Source organism: Flexivirga sp., assembly GCF_035551235.1.
Classification (GTDB): domain Bacteria; phylum Actinomycetota; class Actinomycetes; order Actinomycetales; family Dermatophilaceae; genus Flexivirga.
In genome coordinates, this window is record NZ_DASZNO010000021.1 from 301,309 (window position 1) to 319,835 (window position 18,527).

At 68.2% G+C, this 18,527-nt stretch carries 12 protein-coding genes and 1 tRNA gene; 3 read left to right on the plus strand and 10 right to left on the minus strand.

Going from position 1 to position 18,527, the window contains the following annotated elements; genetic code table 11:
• The first annotated feature begins 32 nt into the window (after nucleotides 1-32).
• On the plus strand, nucleotides 33-647 hold the full coding sequence (locus VG502_RS06625) for a hypothetical protein (protein WP_325549237.1): 615 nt from the start codon (nucleotides 33-35) through the stop codon (nucleotides 645-647).
• A 50-nt stretch (nucleotides 648-697) separates the two neighbouring features.
• Entirely contained in the window at nucleotides 698-2,605 is a 1,908-nt protein-coding gene (locus tag VG502_RS06630) for an acyltransferase family protein (RefSeq protein WP_325549341.1), read from the plus strand.
• A 27-nt stretch (nucleotides 2,606-2,632) separates the two neighbouring features.
• On the opposite strand, the gene polA is transcribed toward VG502_RS06630, so the two are convergent.
• A complete protein-coding gene (polA, locus tag VG502_RS06635) occupies nucleotides 2,633-5,314 on the minus strand; it encodes a DNA polymerase I (protein WP_325549238.1) in 2,682 nt (893 codons plus the stop codon).
• A gap of 19 nt (nucleotides 5,315-5,333) precedes the next feature.
• Here polA and VG502_RS06640 point away from each other — a divergent pair, with 19 nt between their 5' ends.
• Complete coding sequence (locus tag VG502_RS06640; protein ID WP_414655707.1) at nucleotides 5,334-5,789, plus strand: PaaI family thioesterase; 456 nt, start codon at nucleotides 5,334-5,336, stop codon at nucleotides 5,787-5,789.
• Nucleotides 5,790-5,798: 9 nt separating this feature from the next.
• Here VG502_RS06640 and VG502_RS06645 read toward each other — a convergent pair whose 3' ends face one another.
• The 9 genes from VG502_RS06645 to VG502_RS06685 all read right to left on the minus strand — a co-directional run bounded on the left by VG502_RS06645 (nucleotide 5,799) and on the right by VG502_RS06685 (nucleotide 18,337).
• A complete protein-coding gene (locus tag VG502_RS06645; RefSeq protein ID WP_325549239.1) occupies nucleotides 5,799-6,377 on the minus strand; it encodes a GNAT family N-acetyltransferase in 579 nt (192 codons plus the stop codon).
• Between the two features lie 188 nt (nucleotides 6,378-6,565).
• On the minus strand, nucleotides 6,566-7,159 hold the full coding sequence (locus VG502_RS06650) for an ANTAR domain-containing response regulator (protein ID WP_414655708.1): 594 nt from the start codon (nucleotides 7,157-7,159) through the stop codon (nucleotides 6,566-6,568).
• 72 nt (nucleotides 7,160-7,231) lie between these two features.
• Complete coding sequence (locus VG502_RS06655) at nucleotides 7,232-8,257, minus strand: DUF695 domain-containing protein (RefSeq protein WP_325549241.1); 1,026 nt, start codon at nucleotides 8,255-8,257, stop codon at nucleotides 7,232-7,234.
• 64 nt (nucleotides 8,258-8,321) lie between these two features.
• A complete protein-coding gene (locus VG502_RS06660; protein ID WP_325549242.1) occupies nucleotides 8,322-8,591 on the minus strand; it encodes a hypothetical protein in 270 nt (89 codons plus the stop codon).
• An 89-nt stretch (nucleotides 8,592-8,680) separates the two neighbouring features.
• Nucleotides 8,681-8,766: transfer RNA gene (locus tag VG502_RS06665), tRNA-Leu, on the minus strand.
• 179 nt (nucleotides 8,767-8,945) lie between these two features.
• Nucleotides 8,946-10,385, minus strand: a complete 1,440-nt coding sequence (pyk, locus tag VG502_RS06670) for a pyruvate kinase (RefSeq protein ID WP_325549243.1) — start codon at nucleotides 10,383-10,385, stop codon at nucleotides 8,946-8,948.
• A 124-nt stretch (nucleotides 10,386-10,509) separates the two neighbouring features.
• Nucleotides 10,510-11,970, minus strand: a complete 1,461-nt coding sequence (locus VG502_RS06675) for a glutamate synthase subunit beta (protein ID WP_325549244.1) — start codon at nucleotides 11,968-11,970, stop codon at nucleotides 10,510-10,512.
• Nucleotides 11,963-16,417: a glutamate synthase large subunit gene (gltB, locus tag VG502_RS06680; protein WP_414655709.1), complete on the minus strand. Its 4,455-nt coding sequence runs from the start codon at nucleotides 16,415-16,417 to the stop codon at nucleotides 11,963-11,965. Before gltB ends, VG502_RS06675 begins: the two co-directional genes overlap by 8 nt.
• Before the next feature lie 249 nt (nucleotides 16,418-16,666).
• Nucleotides 16,667-18,337, minus strand: a complete 1,671-nt coding sequence (locus tag VG502_RS06685; RefSeq protein WP_325549246.1) for a glycosyltransferase family 2 protein — start codon at nucleotides 18,335-18,337, stop codon at nucleotides 16,667-16,669.
• Nucleotides 18,338-18,527: the final 190 nt, after the last annotated feature.

Below are 18,527 nucleotides of genomic sequence, written 5' to 3' on the forward strand. Positions count from 1 at the left end.
ACAGAAGGCAACTCTTGAGTAACATACGCGCCATGGATGACGTCGAAACCCGCACGGTGCTGAGTCTGCGCACCGGGACCAAGATCTGCGTCTTGGTCGGCCTGGCCTTCATCGCACTCGCGGTCTACTTCTTCGTCGTACCGGTCACCAGCGTCCGCACCACCAGCGGCTCCGTCTTCGGCTGCGGCACGGCCTTGGACCCCGCACACGGCAGCTTCGCCAACGGCGTCTGCGGGCGCGTGGCGGATGCCAACCGCTACCGCGCGTTCCTGACGCTCGCGATCGGCCTGGTGACGATCATCGTCGGCGCGCTCATGTTCGGCTTCGACCGGCGTGAGGAGCAGCGACAGATCCCGCGCGATCACCACCTGGACGCCGACGAGGACGACCGCCGTCGCGACCCGGACTGGGCCGACGCCCCGCGGACCCGTCGCGAGCGGTTCGCCGCCGACGACGCAGGCCGTGGCCGGGGACGCGATGAGAACACCGAACGACAGAGTCGGCGCTACGACTACGACGCGCACGACGACCAGCACTACGACAGGGATGACGAGCGATCCAGCCGACGACGCGACCACCGTTACGACGACAGGGACGACGAGGGGACGACGGGCAGCACTCGGCACAGCGCACCGGACGAGCGCTGAGCACCGCTGACCGCCGGCGCCCTCAGCACGGCCTGTCCTACCGGCCGGCGCTGGACGGCCTCCGTGGTGTGGCCGTCCTCGCCGTCCTGGGTTACCACCTCGGGATCCCCTGGCTGAACGGCGGCTGGCTCGGCGTCGACGTGTTCTTCGTCCTCTCCGGCTTCCTGATCACCTCGCTCCTACTGCACGAACGGCACGCCTGGGGCCGGATCGACCTGCCCGCCTTCTGGCTGGCCCGCGCGAGACGGCTATTGCCGACGCTGGTCCTCATGTTGCTCGCCGCGTCGGTGACGGCAGCGTTCTGGGCGCCCGCCTCGCGGCGCAGCGCCGATGCCTGGGACATCGTCAGCGCGTTCTTCTACGTCGCCAACTGGCGGCTGCTGCTGTCCGACGATCAGTACTTCAGCTCCCTGTCGATGCCGTCGCCCGTCGTACACACCTGGTCACTGGCCATCGAGGAGCAGTTCTACCTCATCTTCCCGCTGCTGCTGATCGTGCTGCTCGCGCTCGCGGCGCGCTCGAGACAGCGGCATCGGATCGTCGCCGGCGCCTTGGCCGTCCTGGCGATCCTGTCGGTATGGCGGATGGGCGCTCTCTATGTGCCCGGCGCCGACCCGAGCCGGGTCTACTACGGCACCGACACCCGGGCATTCGAGTTGCTCATCGGGGCGGTCTTCGCCGCGTTGCTGCGCGGCCGCGCCTTCGGCGACCGGGCCCGCGAACGCGACCTGATCGCGACCGGGATCGACCGCGCCGCGCGGTGGCTCGCGGCCCCGGCCCTGGTCGTGCTCGCCATCGGCTTCGTGATCCTCAACGACGCGTCCGCGATCCCCTTCCGCGGTGGCCTCGCCATCCTCTGCGTGCTGACCGTCGCACCGATCGTGGCGGCCGCCTCGCGTACCGACTCGAAGGTGCAGCGACTGCTCGCCGCCGAGCCGCTGCGTCAGGTGGGGCTGATCAGCTACGCGCTCTATGTCTGGCACTGGCCGGTCATCGTCTTCCTCGGCGACGGGCGGATCCGGCTGGCCGCGATCCCCCGCGGCATCCTCGAGGTCGTCGTCTCGGTCGGCCTCGCCTACCTGACCTATCGGTATGTCGAACAGCCCGTCCGTGCCGGTGGTCTCCGCGCCCTGATTCCGCGTCGCCCCCACTGGGGGCGGGCCGTCGCGGTCGCCGTCGTGGCCGCCCTCACCGTTGCGCTGGTCGCACTGCCCCGTTCCAGTTTCGGAGCCGCTCGGGCGCACGGCGGCGGCATCCGGGTCGACATTCCGTCATACCAGCCGATGAGGGCGAGGCACACGGTCACGCTCATCGGCAACTCGATCCCGGCGAGCCTGCAGACGGCGTTTCCGCCGGGCACGTTCCCCGACCTGTCCGTGACCGCCGATGTCAGCTTCGGTTGTGATCCCTTCGAGGGCCAGAAGGTGGTCGGCGGGAAGACGCAACCGGTCGGTGCCTCCTGCCCGGGCTTCCGGAAGGCGTGGCAGCACCGGCTGCGCGCCATCTCGCCGGACGTCGCGATCTTCACCGTGCCGCAGAGCATCACCAGTGACATGCGGGTCAACGGCAAGGTGCTGCACTTCGGCAGCTCCGGCTACCGGAAGTGGCTGACCGGCATGCTCTCCACGATCCGCAAGCAGGCGCTCGCGCACGGGGCCGAACGATTCGCGATCGGCACCCTCAGCTGCCACCGGATGCCGGGGACCACACAGGACGCGCGCGATATCAGCAATGACGAGCGGGTGCAGACCATCAATACGGTCGCCCGCCGGTGGGCTGCCAGGACCGACACGCCCGTGGTCGACTTCGACAAGCTGCTGTGCACCGGTGGCTACAACGACACCATCAACGGAAAGCCGCTCTACAAGGACGACCTGCACTACACGTCGGCGTCCGGCGCCATCGTGTGGGATTGGCTCGCACCCCAGGTCCAGCGGATCGTGCGCACCGGCAAGTGACCGGCCGCCGGTGCCGACCCCTCTGGTTCAGTGTGCCGCTGCGTGCCAGGAGTTGCCGACGCCGATGCTGACGTCCAGCGGCACGTCGAGTTCGATGGCGTTGCCCATCTCACGGCGCACGATCTCCTCGACCTGAGCCTGCTCGCCGGGCGCGATCTCGATCACGAGCTCGTCGTGCACCTGCAGCAGCATCCGTGACTTCACGTCGGCTGCCGCGAGGGCGTCGCGCACGTGCAGCATGGCCAGTTTCATCACGTCGGCGGCAGAACCCTGGATGGGCGCGTTGAGCGCCATCCGCTCGGCGGCCTGGCGCCGCTGCCGGTTGTCCGAGGTGAGGTCGGGCAGGTAGCGGCGGCGGCCGAGCATCGTCTCGGTGTAGCCGGTCTTGCGGGCCACGTCGACGATCTCCCGCAGGTAGTCGCGCACTCCCCCGAACCGGGTGAAGTACTCCTCCATCAGCGTCGTCGCCTCACCGGCGCTGATCGCCAGCTGCTTGGACAGGCCGTATGCCGACAGGCCGTAGGCGAGGCCGTAGGACATCGCCTTGACCTTGGCGCGCATCTCGGCCGTGACGTCGGCCGGCTCGACGGCGAACACCCGGGACCCGACGAACCGGTGCAGGTCCTCACCGCTGCGGAAGGCCTCGATGAGTCCCTCATCGCCGGACAGGTGCGCCATGATCCGCATCTCGATCTGGCTGTAGTCGGCCGACATCAGCGACTCGTAACCCGCACCGACGACGAACGCCTCACGGATCCGGCGGCCCTCCTCGGTGCGGATCGGGATGTTCTGCAGGTTGGGGTCGGTCGACGAGAGCCGGCCGGTCGCGGCGATCGTCTGCTGGTAGGTGGTGTGGATGCGCCCGTCGTCGGCGATCGACTTGGTCAGCCCCTCGACCGTCACCCGCAGGCGCGCCGAATCGCGGTGTCGCAGCAGGGCTTCCAGGAACGGGTGCTCGGTCTTGGCGTAGAGGTCGGTCAGCGCGTCGGCGTCCGTGGTGTAGCCGGTCTTGGTCTTCTTCGTCTTGGGCATGCCGAGCTTGTCGAAGAGCAGCACCTGCAATTGTTTCGGGGAGCCGAGGTTGATCCGCTCGCCCGCGGCCGCCTCGTAGGCGTCCTCGGCCGCGCGGTCCAGGGCGTCGGCGTAGTCGCTCTCCAGCCGGTCCAGCAGCTCCGGGTCGACGTGGATGCCCACGCGCTCCATCTGCGCGAGCAGGTCGACCAGCGGCAGCTCCATCTTCGCCAGCAGCTCGGTGCCGCCGGTCTCGGCGACCTGCTCGTCGAGGGCGGTCGACAGGTCGAGCACGGCGCGCGCCTGGACCATCGCCTCCTCGCCCTGGTGGTCGTGCCCGTCCAGGTCGAGCATGCCCTGGGCCGGGTTGTCCTGCTCGGGCCGCAGCTCGCGGCGCAGGAAGCGCAGCACCAGGTCGGCCAGGTCGTAGGCCCGCTGGTCGGGTCGCACGAGGTATGCCGCCAGTGCGGTGTCGCTGACCAGCCCGGTCAGCGGCAGGCCCGCGGCATACAGCGCCTGAAGTGGGCCCTTGGCGTCGTGGACGACCTTCGGTCGCGCCGGGTCTGCCAACCAGTCGCGCACGGCCTTCTCGGCGGCCGGTGTCAGCTCGGTGACGTCGAAGTATGCCGCCCGTGCCGAGTCCTCCTCGCCGACCGCGACGGCGAGCGCACGCACATCGCCGGTGCCCCGCGACCAGTCGCCCACGACGTGCAGGCCGGCGCGTTCGGTCGTGCTGAGGTTGTCGGCGACCCAGCCGGCAACCTCCTCGGGTGCCAGCACCGAACCCTCGACCTCGACTGCACCCTCAGCCTCATCACCGGCCGCCTCGAGCGTCGCGAACAGCCGCTCGCGCAGCACCCGGAACTCCAGGCCGTCGAAGACCTGGTGCACCTGGTCGCGGTCCCACACCTGGCGCTCCAGGTCGTCGACGGTGACGTCGATCGCCACGTCGCGGACCAGCTGGTTGAGGCGGCGGTTGCGCAGCACCCCGTCGAGGTGCTCCCGCAGCGAGTCGCCGACCTTGCCCTTGATCTCGCCGACGTGATCGACGATGCCGGGCAGGTCGCCATACAGCCCGAGCCACTTGGCCGCGGTCTTCGCGCCGACGCCGGGCACGCCCGGCAGGTTGTCGGACTTCTCCCCCACCAGCGCGGCCAGGTCGGGATAACGCTCCGGGGACACCAGGTAGCGCTCCTCGACCTTGGCCGGCGTCATCCGCCACAGGTCGGAGACACCCTTGGCGGGATAGAGCACGGTGACCTTGTCGGTGACCAGCTGCATGGCGTCACGGTCGCCGGACACGATCAGCACCTCGTCGAACCCCTGCGCCTCCGCCTGCGTCGACAGGGTCGCGATGAGGTCGTCGGCCTCCCAGCCGGCCAACTCGATGTAGCGGATCCTCAGCGCGTCGAGAATCTCGTGGACGAGCGACACCTGCCCCTTGAACTCGTCCGGAGTCTTGGCGCGCCCGGCCTTGTATTCGGCGTATTCCTCCGCGCGGAAGGTCTGCCGGGAGACGTCGAAGCAGACGCCGACGTGCGTGGGCTCCTCGTCCCGCAGCACGTTGATCAGCATGGAGGTGAAGCCGTAGACGCCATTGGTGGGCTGCCCGGTGGACGTCGAGAAGTTCTCGACGGGCAGCGCGTAGAACGCGCGGTAGGCGAGCGAGTGACCGTCGAGGAGCAGGAGGCGTTTCACACGTGGCAGCCTAAGGGGCATGACCGACAAGACGACGCAGTCCCCCACCACCGCCGCGGACGCCGACCTGATCAAGCTCTTCCATGACATGACCGCCGGAACTCTCGGCGAGAAGATGGGCATCGAGTTCGTGGAGGCGAGCCCGCAGCGCATCGTCGCGACCATGCCCGTCGAGGGCAACCACCAGCCGTACGGCCTGTTGCACGGTGGCGCGAGCGTCGTGCTCGCCGAGACGCTCGGGTCGGTCGGCGCGGCCCTGCACGCGGGCGAGGGGCGCATCGCCGTGGGCCTGGACATCAACGCCACGCACCACCGCGGAGCGCGCTCGGGTCTGGTCACCGGCACGGCGACACCGCTGTCGCTGGGTCGCACGCTTGCGTCATACGAGGTCGTCATCACCGACGACCAGGGCAACCGGCTGTGCACCAGCCGCATCACCTGCCTGCTGCGCGACTCCGCGCCGCAGGCGACGTGAGGGTGCCGGCTACTTCACCAGCGCCGACTCGCGCGCACGGGCCCGCAGGGACCGGCGACGGCGAACCGCGTCGCTGACGGCGGAGAACTCGGGGCCGGCGAGGCGTCGCCGCAGCGCGGCCGGTGTGGTGCTGCGCTCCGTGACGACCGCGGTGAAGCCCAGCCGGGCGAAGAACCGGTTGGCGTCGCGACTGCTGGCCGGCACACACGACACCACCTCGGGTGCACCGATGTGCTCGGCGTATGCCGCAACGGTGTTGAGCAGCGCGGCGGCGATCCCTCGCTGGCGCTTGCCCGGCTTGACCCACAGCACGTCCAGCCAGACCGCGAGCGTGTCGTGCAGGGCCGAGACCGGGCCCGACATGACGATCGAGTAGCCGACCGGCTCGCTGTCGATGCATGCGAGGTAGATCCGCACGTCCGAGCGGGCGCAGGAACGCGTCAGCCGACCATCGCGCAGCGCACGGTCGATCTGCTCACCGCTATGGCCCTCGGCGTCCTTGGACTGCCGCCACAGGGCGACGAAATCCTCCTGGTCCCCCGACTCGACCCGGGTGACCTGCACAGCCGACCTCGTCTTGAGGCTCATGCCGCGCAGGCAGGGGTCGAAGCAGACTGTCGTCGCGTCGACGCAGTGCCTATCGAATGTGCTTGTCCGGAATTTTCTTCCATGTGCCGAACCTCCGCCAATGACCCCGAGCCATGTGCAACACCGCACGTTACGCCCTGCCGGTTCGGTCTCGTTGACTGGGCAACGAAATCGGCCGGGAGCACCACTCAGTCCTCCGTTGCGGCACCGGAGATGACCGCGTCGGCGACCTCACGCATGCCCAGCCGGCGATCCATCGCGGTCTTCTGGATCCAGCGGAACGCAGCCGCTTCGTCCAGCCCGAGCCGGGTCATCAGGATGCCCTTGGCCCGGTCCATCCGCTTGCGCGTCTCGAGTCGGTCTCCGAGGTCGGCCACCTCGCCCTCCAGCGCCTTGCGCTCGGCCCACCGGGAACGGGCGACGGTGATCGCCGGCTCCAGGTCGTCGATCGTGAACGGCTTCAGCACGTAGGCCATCACGCCGGCGTCGGATGCGCGTTCCACCAGTTCCTTGTCGGAGAACGCGGTCAGCATCACGACCGGTGCGATGCCGTCCCGGCCGATCTCGTCCGCCGCGCTGATGCCGTCCAGCACCGGCATCTTGACGTCCATCACCACCAGGTCGGGTGACAGCTCGCGGGTCCGGTCGACGGCCTGGCGGCCGTCGCCGACCTCGGCGACTACGTCATACCCGGCTTCGCGCAGCATCTCGGCGAGATCGAGTCGGATGATCGCTTCGTCCTCGGCGACGAGCACCTGCACGCCGCTTCGTTGGTTCGTCACGCGCATTAGCTAATCACGCGCGGCGACCGGAGCGTTACTCGCTGGTACTCGAGCATCGGTGGTCGAACACGGTCAGCCGCGCAGGTGGGCCACGCCGGACCAGCCGGGATCGGCTTCGACGCTCACCTTGACGGTCCCGTCGGGCCAGCCGGTCACCGCGGCCTTGATCTGCTCCGCCGCGGGTGTGGCGCCATCGGCATACACATGGACCAGGCAGAGGCCGCCGCTGCACTCATGCGCGACCACCCTGCCCTGCTCCTCGAGCCGTTCGGTGACGTGGCTCTTCAGGCGCTCCAGCTCCGCGATCGTCGCGGCGCTCGGCAGACCGTCGTCCTCCCGCTCGCTGTAGGGCACCGCGACCACGATGTGCTGGTCGAGCTGCGGCGCCGACGCGGCGGCGAGCGGGACCTGCGCCCCGGCAGTGACCGGACCGCGAGGACCCGTGCCCTGCAACGAGATCCACTGCGGGTGTCCGTTGTCGTCGGTGAACTCCTCGCGCAGGTCACGCACCACGGCACGCAGGCCGGTGAGGCCGAAGCCGTCGAGCGGAGGCGTGGTGATCGGCTGGAGCTCGCCGATCCACGTTTCGGTCATCTCCTCGCCGAGTGCGGTGTCGAGCGCGATGAAACACACGCCGAGTCGCTGGTCCTCGGACACCTCGGCGAGTTGTGGGTGATAGACCGTCACGTCGACGCGGCTGCCGGTGCGGCGTACCCCGACCTGTACGGCGCCGAGGTCGAACTCGTGACCCTCGAACTTCAGCACGCGTCCCGCGATGGTCGTGGCGGGCTGCCGGCTGTCGGCATACGACCACACGAACTCGGCCGGGGGTGCGGCTGCCAGCCAGCGACGTGCGACCGACCGCAGCTCCGGGTCGCCGTCCGCGGTCACCACGAGCAGTTGCGCCGACTCCGTGCCGGGTGCGATCTCCCATGCGAGTCCGCTGTTGATGGCGTGCACCCGGGGGTCGAGCAGCGGCGCGGTCCCCGTCTCCGGGTCGGCCATCGCAACCTGGCCGGAGCCGCCTTCGGACCACCATGTCCAGAACGCCTCGATCGCGTCGCCGGTCGTGTCGCGCCGCTTGCCGAAAAGTGCCATGCGGACCATCAAACAACACCGCCGCCAGGCGTCGCCAAGGAGGCGCCGCTGGACGACGCGCGAGTCAGTGCTCGGGCAGGTGCAGGTGTGTTCCCACGCTGGTGCTGAGTTCCTCGGGCGTCGCGCCCGCCGTCTGCACCAGATGCAGTTTCTGGATGAGCACGTAGCAGATCGCGCCGATCGGCACGAGGACGAGGACGGCCAGCGCCCACTGCCACTTGCGCAGTAGCAGCGGCTCCTGGGTGCGCACGATGTCGACGAGGCAGTAGCCGATCAGCAGCGCGCCGAGAATGATCAGTGGCAACGCCATGGCCAGCGAGACGTGGTATGTCATGTCCAACCCCCTCAGCGGCCCGGTCCGGCCGGGCCACCTTCAGTGTGCGCCGGTTCCGCGGGGTTCGTTCAATGAACGCATCGATCAGCTGGTGCCGGAGGCGGGATTTGAACCCGCACGCCCTTTCGAGCAAAGCATTTTGAGTGCTCCGTGTCTGCCGTTCCACCACTCCGGCGGGAGTGCTGGGACAGCATACGGGAGCCGCTGCCCGTGACTCCAATCGGTCACTCGCGGAAGGGCGCTCGGCTGCCCCTATTCATTGAGCGGCATACCTCCGCACTGAGCGGCGTACGAAATCGGCCCGTCTTCGTACGCCGGTCAATGCGTTGGTATGCCGCTCAATGAGGTGGCGGGTCAGTGGTAGGCGGGCGCGGTCTTGTTCTTGGCGTCACCCATGCGGTGCACACGCAGGGCGTTGGTCGAGCCGGGTATGCCGGGAGGCGAGCCGGCGACGATGATCACGAGATCGCCCTCCTCGGCCCGACCGGAGCTGAGCAGCAACTCGTCGACCTGCATCGCCATCTGGTCGGTGTGCTTCACCTGCGGCACCAGATAGGTCTCGACGCCCCAGACCATCGCCAGCTGCGAGCGGGTGGACTGCTCGGGGGTGAAGGCCAGCATCGGGCGGGCGCTGCGGATGCGCGACATCCGCTTCGCCGAGTCGCCCGACTCGGTGAACGTCACCAGGTAACGCACGTCGAGCAGGTCGCCGACCTCCGCGGCGGCTGCGGTCACGGCGCCGCCCTTCGTGTGCGGCCGGGTGCCCAGCGGCGGCACCCGGTCCAGCCCGTGCTCCTCGGTGCTGTCGATGATCCGCGCCATCGTCTGCACCGCCTCGATCGGCCAGGCACCGACACTCGTCTCGCCCGACAGCATGATCGCGTCGGCACCGTCGAGCACGGCGTTGGCACAGTCGCTCGCCTCGGCCCGGGTCGGCCGCGAGTTCTCGATCATCGACTCGAGCACCTGCGTCGCGACGATCACCGGCTTGGCATTGCGACGACAGATCTCGATCGCGCGCTTCTGGACCAGCGGCACCTCTTCGAGTGGCAACTCCACGCCGAGGTCGCCGCGGGCGACCATCACACCGTCGAACGCATCGATGATCGCGGCGAGATTGTCCACGGCTTGGGGCTTCTCGACCTTCGCGATGACCGGCACCCGACGGCCCTCCTCGTCCATGATCTCGTGCGCACGGCGGATGTCGCTCGCATCGCGCACGAAGGACAGTGCGATGACGTCGGCGCCCAGCTTCAGGGCCCAGCGCAGGTCGGCCTCGTCCTTCTCCGACAATGCCGGCACGCTGACGGCGACGCCGGGCAGGTTGATGCCCTTGTGGTTGGAGACCGGACCGCCCTCGACCACCTCGGCATGCACATCCGTCTCGGTCACCTCGCGGGCTCGCAGGCAGACCTTGCCGTCGTCTATCAGCAGCAGGTCGCCGGCCCGTACATCGCCCGGCAATCCCTTGTAAGTAGTGGAAACTCGGCTCTGGTCACCCTCGATGTCATCGATCGTGATCGTGAACCGGTCGCCGTTCTCGAGGGTGATCGGTCCGTCGGCGAACGTGCCGGTGCGGATCTTCGGGCCCTGCAGGTCGCACATCACGCAGACGGCCCGGCCGGCGTCGTTCGACGCCGCGCGGATCGCCCGGTAGACCTGCTCGTGATCGGCGTAGGCGCCGTGCGAGAGATTCAGTCTCGCGACGTCCATCCCGGCATCGACGAGCTCTCGTACTTTCTCCGGTGCTGCAGTGGCAGGTCCAAGGGTGCAGACAATTTTGGCTCGACGCATGCCTCAACCCTAGTGAGCCGGACGGCAGCCCAACACTTGGTCGGGTCCACCGTCCGGCATACGAGTGAGTAACTTCGAGCGGGGTCGCGGTACGGCGTCGTACCTCGCGCCCCTCGACCCGCAATTACACGGTCAGCGGGCGGTCCGTCGGAGCGATCGGCGCCGGCAGGTCGGAGTGACCACCGGACAGGAACGCGTCGACGCCGTGCGCGGCGGCACGTCCCTCGGCGATCGCCCAGACGATCAGCGACTGGCCGCGGCCGGCGTCCCCGGCGACGAAGACACCGGGCACCGACGACATGAAGTTGCCGTCGCGACGCACGTTGGAACGCTCGTCGAGCTCGACTCCCAGGTCGCCGACCAGACTCTCGGTCAACGGTCCGAGGAAGCCCATCGCAAGCAGCACCAGGTCTGCCTCGAGCTCCCGCTCGGTTCCTTCGACCTCTTCGAATCCGTTTGAACCAGAACGAACTTCGACGACCCGCAACGCCCGCAGCTTGCCGGTGCCGTCGTCGATCGCTTCCTTGGTGCTGATCGAGTAGACCCGCTCGCCACCCTCTTCGTGCGCGCTGGCGACACGGAAGATCATCGGGTATGTCGGCCAGGGGTGCGCCGCGGAACGCTCGTCGCCGGGGCGCGGCATGATCTCCAGCGAAGTCACCGATTTCGCGCCCTGCCGCAGCGAGGTGCCGATGCAGTCCGCGCCGGTGTCACCGCCGCCGATCACGACCACGTGCTTGCCCTCGGCCGTGACCTGGCCCTCGACGCGCTCGCCGAGCGCGACCCGGTTGGCCGGGGGCAGGAAGTCCATCGCCTGCACGAAGCCGTCGAGCTCCCGGCCCTGGACGGGCAGGTCACGCGGGACGGTCGCCCCGATCGAGACGACGACCGCGTCATACCGACTGCGCAACTGCGCCCAGGTGATGTCCTTGCCGACCTCGGTGTTGCAGCGGAAACGGGTGCCCTCGGCGGTCATCTGGTCGATGCGCCGGTCCACGACGGACTTCTCCATCTTGAACTCGGGGATCCCGTAGCGCAGCAATCCGCCTGGCTTGTCCGCCTTTTCGAAGACAGCAACGGTGTGTCCCGCGCGCGTCAGCTGCTGCGCGGCCGCCAGACCCGCCGGACCGGAACCGACGACGGCCACGGTCCGACCGGTCAGCCGCTCCGGCGGCTGCGGCTCGACGGTGCCCTCGGCGAAGGCCTCCTCGATCGTGGTCACCTCGATCTGCTTGATGGTGACCGCGGGCTCGCTGATGCCGAGCACACAGGCCGTCTCGCACGGGGCCGGGCACAGCCGGCCGGTGAACTCCGGGAAGTTGTTGGTCGCGTGCAACCGGTCGATCGCATCCGGCCAATCGCCGCGCCAGGCAAGGGTGTTCCACTCCGGGATCAGGTTGCCCAGCGGGCATCCCTGGTGGCAGAACGGTATGCCGCAGTCCATGCACCGGCCGGCCTGCTGCTGCAGGTCGCTGCGCTGTTGCTCCTCGTAGACCTCTTTCCAGTCCTTGATCCGCACCGGGACCGGACGACGCTCCGGGAGGCTGCGCTCCCGCACCTTCAGAAAGCCGCGTGGGTCAGCCACGGGACACCTCCATGATTCGTTCCCAGACGACATCGCCGTCCGGATCGAGACCTTCCTCGGTCGCCTTCGCTCGCACGTCGAGCACCTGCTGGTATGCGCGAGGCAGCACCAGCGAGAAGCGCTCGGCACTGACCGGCCACTGCGCCAGAAGCTTTGTGGCGACAGCGGATTCGGTCCACTCCACGTGCTTCTCGAGGAGTTCGTGCACTGCGGCCAGATCCTGCTCGCGCAGCGGGCTCACGTCGACCAGCTCGCGGTTGACCAGTTGCTCGTCGAGGTCCAGCACGTAGCCGACCCCGCCCGACATACCGGCTCCGAGATTGCGTCCGGTCGGTCCGAGGATCAGCACGGTACCGCCGGTCATGTACTCCAGCCCGTGGTCACCGACGCCCTCGACGACGGCGGTCGCGCCCGAGTTGCGCACGCAGAACCGCTCGCCCACGACACCGCGCAGGAAGATCTCCCCGGACGTCGCGCCATACCCGATGACGTTGCCGGCGACCACGTTCTGCTCGGCGACCAGCGACGCGTCGCGCAGTGGTCGAACAACGACGCGTCCACCCGAAAGTCCCTTGCCGACATAGTCATTCGCCTCACCGAAGAGACGCAGGGTGACACCTGCGGGCAGGAACGCACCGAGTGATTGCCCGGCCGCACCGGTCAGCGTCACGTCGATCGTCTGGTCCGGCAGGCCCTCCGGGTAGCGCTTGGTGACCTCGTGGCCCAGCATCGTGCCGACCGTCCGGTTGACGTTGGCGACCGGCAGGTCGAGACGGACGGGGACCCTGTCCTCCAGCGCGTCGTGACTCATCGTGATCAGCTGCTGGTCGAGCGCCTTCGCCAACCCGTGGTCCTGCGGTATGACGTGCCGGCGCGGCGTGCCCTCGGGCAGCTCGACGTCGGCGAGGATCGGCGCCAGATCGAGACCGGCGGCCTTCCAGTGGTTGACCGCGCGCTCGGTGTCGAGCAGGCCGACCTGTCCGATCGCTTCGTCCAGGCTGCGGAAACCCAACTCCGCCAACAACTCTCGAACCTCTTCGGCGATGTACTCGAAGAAGGTCTCCACGAACTCCGGCTTGCCGGTGTAGCGCGAACGCAGCTCGGGGTTCTGGGTCGCGATGCCGACGGGGCAGGTGTCGAGGTGACAGACCCGCATCATGATGCAGCCGCTGACCACCAGCGGCGCGCTGGCGAAGCAGTACTCCTCGGCACCGAGCAGTGCGGCGATCATCACGTCACGACCGGTCTTGAGCTGGCCGTCGGTCTGCACGACGATCCGGTCGCGCAACCCGTTGAGCAGCAGCGTCTGCTGGGTCTCGGCGAGGCCGAGCTCCCAGGGACCGCCCGCGTGCTTCAGCGAGGTCAGCGGTGCGGCGCCGGTGCCACCGTCATGACCCGACACGAGCACGACGTCCGCGTGCGCCTTGGACACGCCCGCCGCAACGGTGCCGACGCCGACCTCGGAGACGAGCTTGACGTGGATCCGCGCCTGCGGGTTGGCGTTCTTCAGGTCGTGGATCAGCTGCGCCAGGTCCTCGATCGAGTAGATGTCGTGGTGCGGCGGCGGGGAGATCAGGCCGACACCGGGCGTCGAGTGCCGCGTCGAGGCCACCCACGGGTAGACCTTGTGACCGGGCAGCTGACCGCCCTCCCCCGGCTTGGCACCCTGCGCCATCTTGATCTGGATGTCGTCCGCCTCGGTCAGGTAGACCGACGTGACACCGAAACGTCCGGACGCGACCTGCTTGATCGACGAACGCCGCTCGGGGTCCAGCAGGCGGTCGAGATCCTCACCGCCCTCACCGGTGTTGGAGCGCGCGCCGAGTCGGTTCATGGCAATCGCGAGCGTCTCGTGCGCTTCCTTGCTGATCGAGCCGTAGCTCATCGCACCGGTCGAGAAACGCTTGACGATCGCGCTGACCGGCTCGACCTCCTCGATCGGGATGCTCGGCCGAGTTCCCTTGAAGGAGAACAGTCCTCGCAGCGTCATCAGCCGCTCCGACTGGTCGTCGACCCGCTGGGTGTACTGCTTGAAGATGTCGTAGCGACGTGACCGGGTGGAGTGCTGCAGCCGGAAGACGGTCTCCGGGTCGAAGAGGTGCGGCTCACCCTCACGACGCCACTGGTACTCGCCGCCGGTGTCCAGCGTGCGGTGCGACTGGTGCAGGCCGTTCTTCGGGTATGCCGTCTGGTGCCGCTGCGCGATCTCCTCGGCGATCTCCTCCAGCCCGATGCCGCCGATCCGCGACACCGTGCCGGTGAAGTATTCGTCGATCAGATCCTGGGAGAGGCCGAGTGCCTCGAACACCTGCGCGCCGCGGTATGACGCCACGGTCGAGATGCCCATCTTGGACATGACCTTCAGCACGCCCTTGCCGAGCGCATAGATCAGGTTCTTGACGGCCTGCTCCGGAGTGACGCCGGTGATGGCACCGCGCCGGACCAGGTCCTCTACGGATTCCATTGCCAGGTAAGGGTTCACGGCGGCCGCGCCATACCCGATCAGCAGCGCGACGTGATGCACCTCGCGCACGTCGCCGGCCTCGACCAGCAGGCCGACCTGGGTGCGGGTCTTCTCGCGGACCAGGTGGTGGTGCACGGCGGCGGTGAGCAGCAGCGACGGGATCGGCGCGAACGCGGCGGTGCTCTCCCGGTCGGACAGCACCACGAAGCGGTGGCCGTCCTCGATCGCCTGCGACACCTCGGCGCAGATGCCCTTCAGCCGCGCGCGCAGCGCGCTCGGGCCACCGGCGACGCGGTAGGTGCCGCGAATGACGTACGTCTGGTAGCCGGGGAAATCGCCCTCGTTGTTGAGGTTGACCAGCTTGGCCAGCTCGTCGTTGTCGATGACCGGGAAGTCCAGCTCGACCTGCCGGGCGTGCTGCGGGCCGACCTCGAGCGCGTTGTGCTCGGGACCCATCAGGGTGCCGAGGGAGGTGACCAGCACCTCGCGGATCGCGTCCAGCGGCGGGTTGGTGACCTGAGCGAACAACTGGCTGAAGTAGTCGAAGAGCAGCCGCGGGCGGTCCGACAACACCGCGACCGGGGTGTCCGTGCCCATCGAACCCAGCGCCTCGGCGGCAGATTGCGCCATCGGCGTCAGCAGGATCCGTAGTTCCTCGTGAGTGTAGCCGAAGGTCTGCTGGCGGCGCACGACCGACGCCGGGGTGTGCCACACGTGCTCACGCTCGGGGCGCTTGGACAGCTTGATGATGCCGGCGTGCAGCCAGTCCTCGTAGGGGTGCTCGGCGGCGAGGTCACGCTTGATCTCGTCGTCGCTGATCAGCCGGCCCTGTGCGGTGTCGACCAGGAACATCCGGCCCGGCTGCAGCCGGCCCTTGCGCACCACGTGCGCGGGGTCCAGGTCGAGCACGCCGGCCTCGGAGGCCAGGACGACGAGTCCGTCGTCGGTCACGGCATACCGGCCCGGGCGCAGCCCGTTGCGGTCCAGGACCGCACCGACCAGGGTGCCGTCGGTGAAGGCGACACAGGCAGGCCCGTCCCAGGGCTCCATGATCGCCGAGTGGTACTCGTAGAACGCCCGGCGGGCGGGGTCCATCGTCTCGTGGTTCTCCCACGCCTCGGGGATCATCATCAGCACTGCGTGCGGCAGGCTGCGGCCGCCCAGGTGCAGCAGTTCGAGCACCTCGTCGAAGCTGGCCGAGTCGGAGCTCGAGTCGGTGCAGATCGGGAAGAGTCGCTCGATGTCGCCACCGAAAGCGTCACTGTGCAAAGTGGATTCGCGGGCACGCATCCAGTTGCGGTTGCCGCGCACGGTGTTGATCTCGCCGTTGTGGGCGATCATCCGGTAGGGGTGTGACAGCGGCCACGACGGGAAGGTGTTGGTCGAGAAGCGCGAGTGGACCAGCGCCAGCTCGGTCGTGAACCGCCGGTCCGACAGGTCCGGGTAGAAGGGCTCCAGCTGACCGGTGGTCAGCATGCCCTTGTAGACGATCGTCCGGCCGGACAGCGACGGGAAGTAGACGTCCCGCTCGGCCTCGATGCGCTTGCGCAGTGCGTAGGCCTTGCGATCCAGCTCGACGCCCGCGAGCTCGCCCTCGGCGGCCGCCACGAACGCCTGCCGGAAGACCGGCATCACGGCCTGTGCTGCCTGACCGACCAGCTCCGGGTCGGTCGGCACGTCGCGCCAGCCGAGCACGCGCAGGCCCTCCTCGGCCGCGATCTGCGCGAAGCGCTCACCGATGTACCACTGCTGCTCGGGATCGGTCGGCAGGAACGCGATGCCCACGGCATACGTGCCCTTGGCCGGCAGGTCGAAGTCACAGACCGCACGGAAGAAGTCGTCCGGGATCTGCGTGAGTATGCCGGCGCCGTCGCCGACCGCCGGGTCCGCGCCCGTCGCGCCGCGGTGCTCCAGATTGCGCAACGCGGTCAGCGCGTGATCGACGATGTCGTGTCCGGCCGTGCCGCGCATGGTGGCCACCATGGCCACACCGCACGCGTCGTGCTCTCGCGCCGGGTCATAGAGGCCCTGCGCTGCCGGAACCGCGGAAAAACTACTCTGCGCCGTCAAAACTCACCGTCCAGTCGTCGTGAACGACGCCGAACGCGCGTCGTTCAATGGGATAACCGAACCTTGTGAGGACGACGCTGGCCTCCAAGGCCCGCCCAGACTACCACCCTTCGGGGGGTGCTCACAAAGTGGACTCAGCGTCTCGCGATGCGAGACGGGCGTTCAGCGCCGTGCCGTGGTCGCCACGCGCCGTGCCTTACCGGCCGTACGCCGCAGCTTCCGAGTCGCTGCGTGGGTGAGGAGGACGGCCAGTTCACCCCAGCCGGGGACGTCGTCACCGGCCTCGCGGCTGCTGCTCACGGCCTCCTTCGGCAGGCGCGGGCGGCCGTCAGCATCGACCAGTTTCAGGCTCAGCTTCCCGTAACCCTTGGTGCCGTAGGCCTGAACACGCCCATATTCCGGGGCGGATCTCTCAGCGGGGAGCCCAGCGAACTTCGGGACCGGTATGCGGGCGATCGAGGTCCAGCCGAAGCCGGTCAACCGAGTCCGCAGATCGATGACGGTGCCGACCGGCTTCTCCCGGAAGATTTCGGCTGGATCGATGACGACTTCCGTGATGGCGGCGATGCGATCGGTGGAGAGGACCGGTCTGCTGCGAGACACCAGGTAGCGCATCTCGTGGGTCGTCCGGTCGGTCGCCAGCACATCGACCATGACCTTCCCGACACAGTCGCTCACATCGATCGGATCCAGGCGCCCACCCATCGCCGGGACTTCCCAGTAGACGCGGCCGTCTCGCGTCAGCAGCTCAACCGGTTTCTTGCTGTCCTCGTACACAAACTCCGCACGGACCGACAACGACAGTCTCCCGTCGTCGGTCCAGGTGAACTCGTCCACGCTGACACGAGACGTCACCCGGTTCACCTTCGCGAGGTCGCACAGATCGTCGACGGTCCCGTGGTGCAGCAACTGCGCTCGCGCACGGGTGCCGGCGCCGAGGTACGGCAACATGCGCTCGTCCATCCCGAATCGGGTGCTCACTTCGCGCAACGCCTCGACCAGCCGTTCCCGACTCGCCGGCGAGCGCGTCAAGAACCCGCCCCCCAGCCGAGCGAGCATCTTGGTGATGTACCAGTGGCTGTAGAGCTCGTTTCGGAAGTCCCCAGGGGTGGTGTTCGCCTCGACCACTTCGAGCGCCCTGGCCACTCCTGCGTAGTAGACAGCCGGCGTTGCGCTACTGAACTGCGCATTCTCGCCGCTGGACTCGCGCCGCATCCAGTAGTAACAGAGCCTGTCGGCCAGCACGGAGATCCGCTTCGCTGCGAAATACGAAGCGATCACGACGTAGTGATCTTCGAGACGGACGCGCCCCTCCGGGAAGCGGATGCCGTGCTCGCGCAGCAACGAAGTACGGATCAGCTTGTGCGGTGTGAGAACGCCCAGGATGGGGTCCGTTCCGAGCTTCGCGTCCGGGATGTTCTTCCGGAAAATCGGGCCCATCACACCGCGATCGGCGCCGACTCCGACTTCCTTCGTCACCACGACGTCCGATTGGTTCGCGTGCGCGTAGTCGTACATCCACTCCAACGCCTTCGGAGTGAACTTGTCGTCGTTGTCGGCGAAGAAGACGAACTCGCCCTTCGCGGCGTCGATGCCGAGGTTGCGCGGCCGCCCGGGCCAACCGGAATTCGGCGTGTTGTGCAGAACCCGGACGTTCGGCCGCTCCCGAGCCCAGTCGCGTAGCCGTTCGCGCGTACCGTCCGTCGAGTCGTCGTCGGCGAAAATCACCTCGAACTCATCGCGCGGCATGGATTGCGCGTCCAAGCTCTCCAACAGCTTGTCAATCTCCTGCCCCGGGTTGTAGACCGCTACGACGACCGACACCTTCACCACGAAATCTCCTCCTCCCACCGACTCTCCCCGAGCCGGTCGGGACAGCCTAGAACCCTTCCATGTACGCAGCATGTGCATTCGACGGAACCGGCCTGCTGAGGACGCCGCACCGCCCGGCGGGTTGCCGGACCAGAACGGCCGGCGCTGTAGGCTCTGCGGACCTTGTCCGACGATCAATGAGGTGTGCACC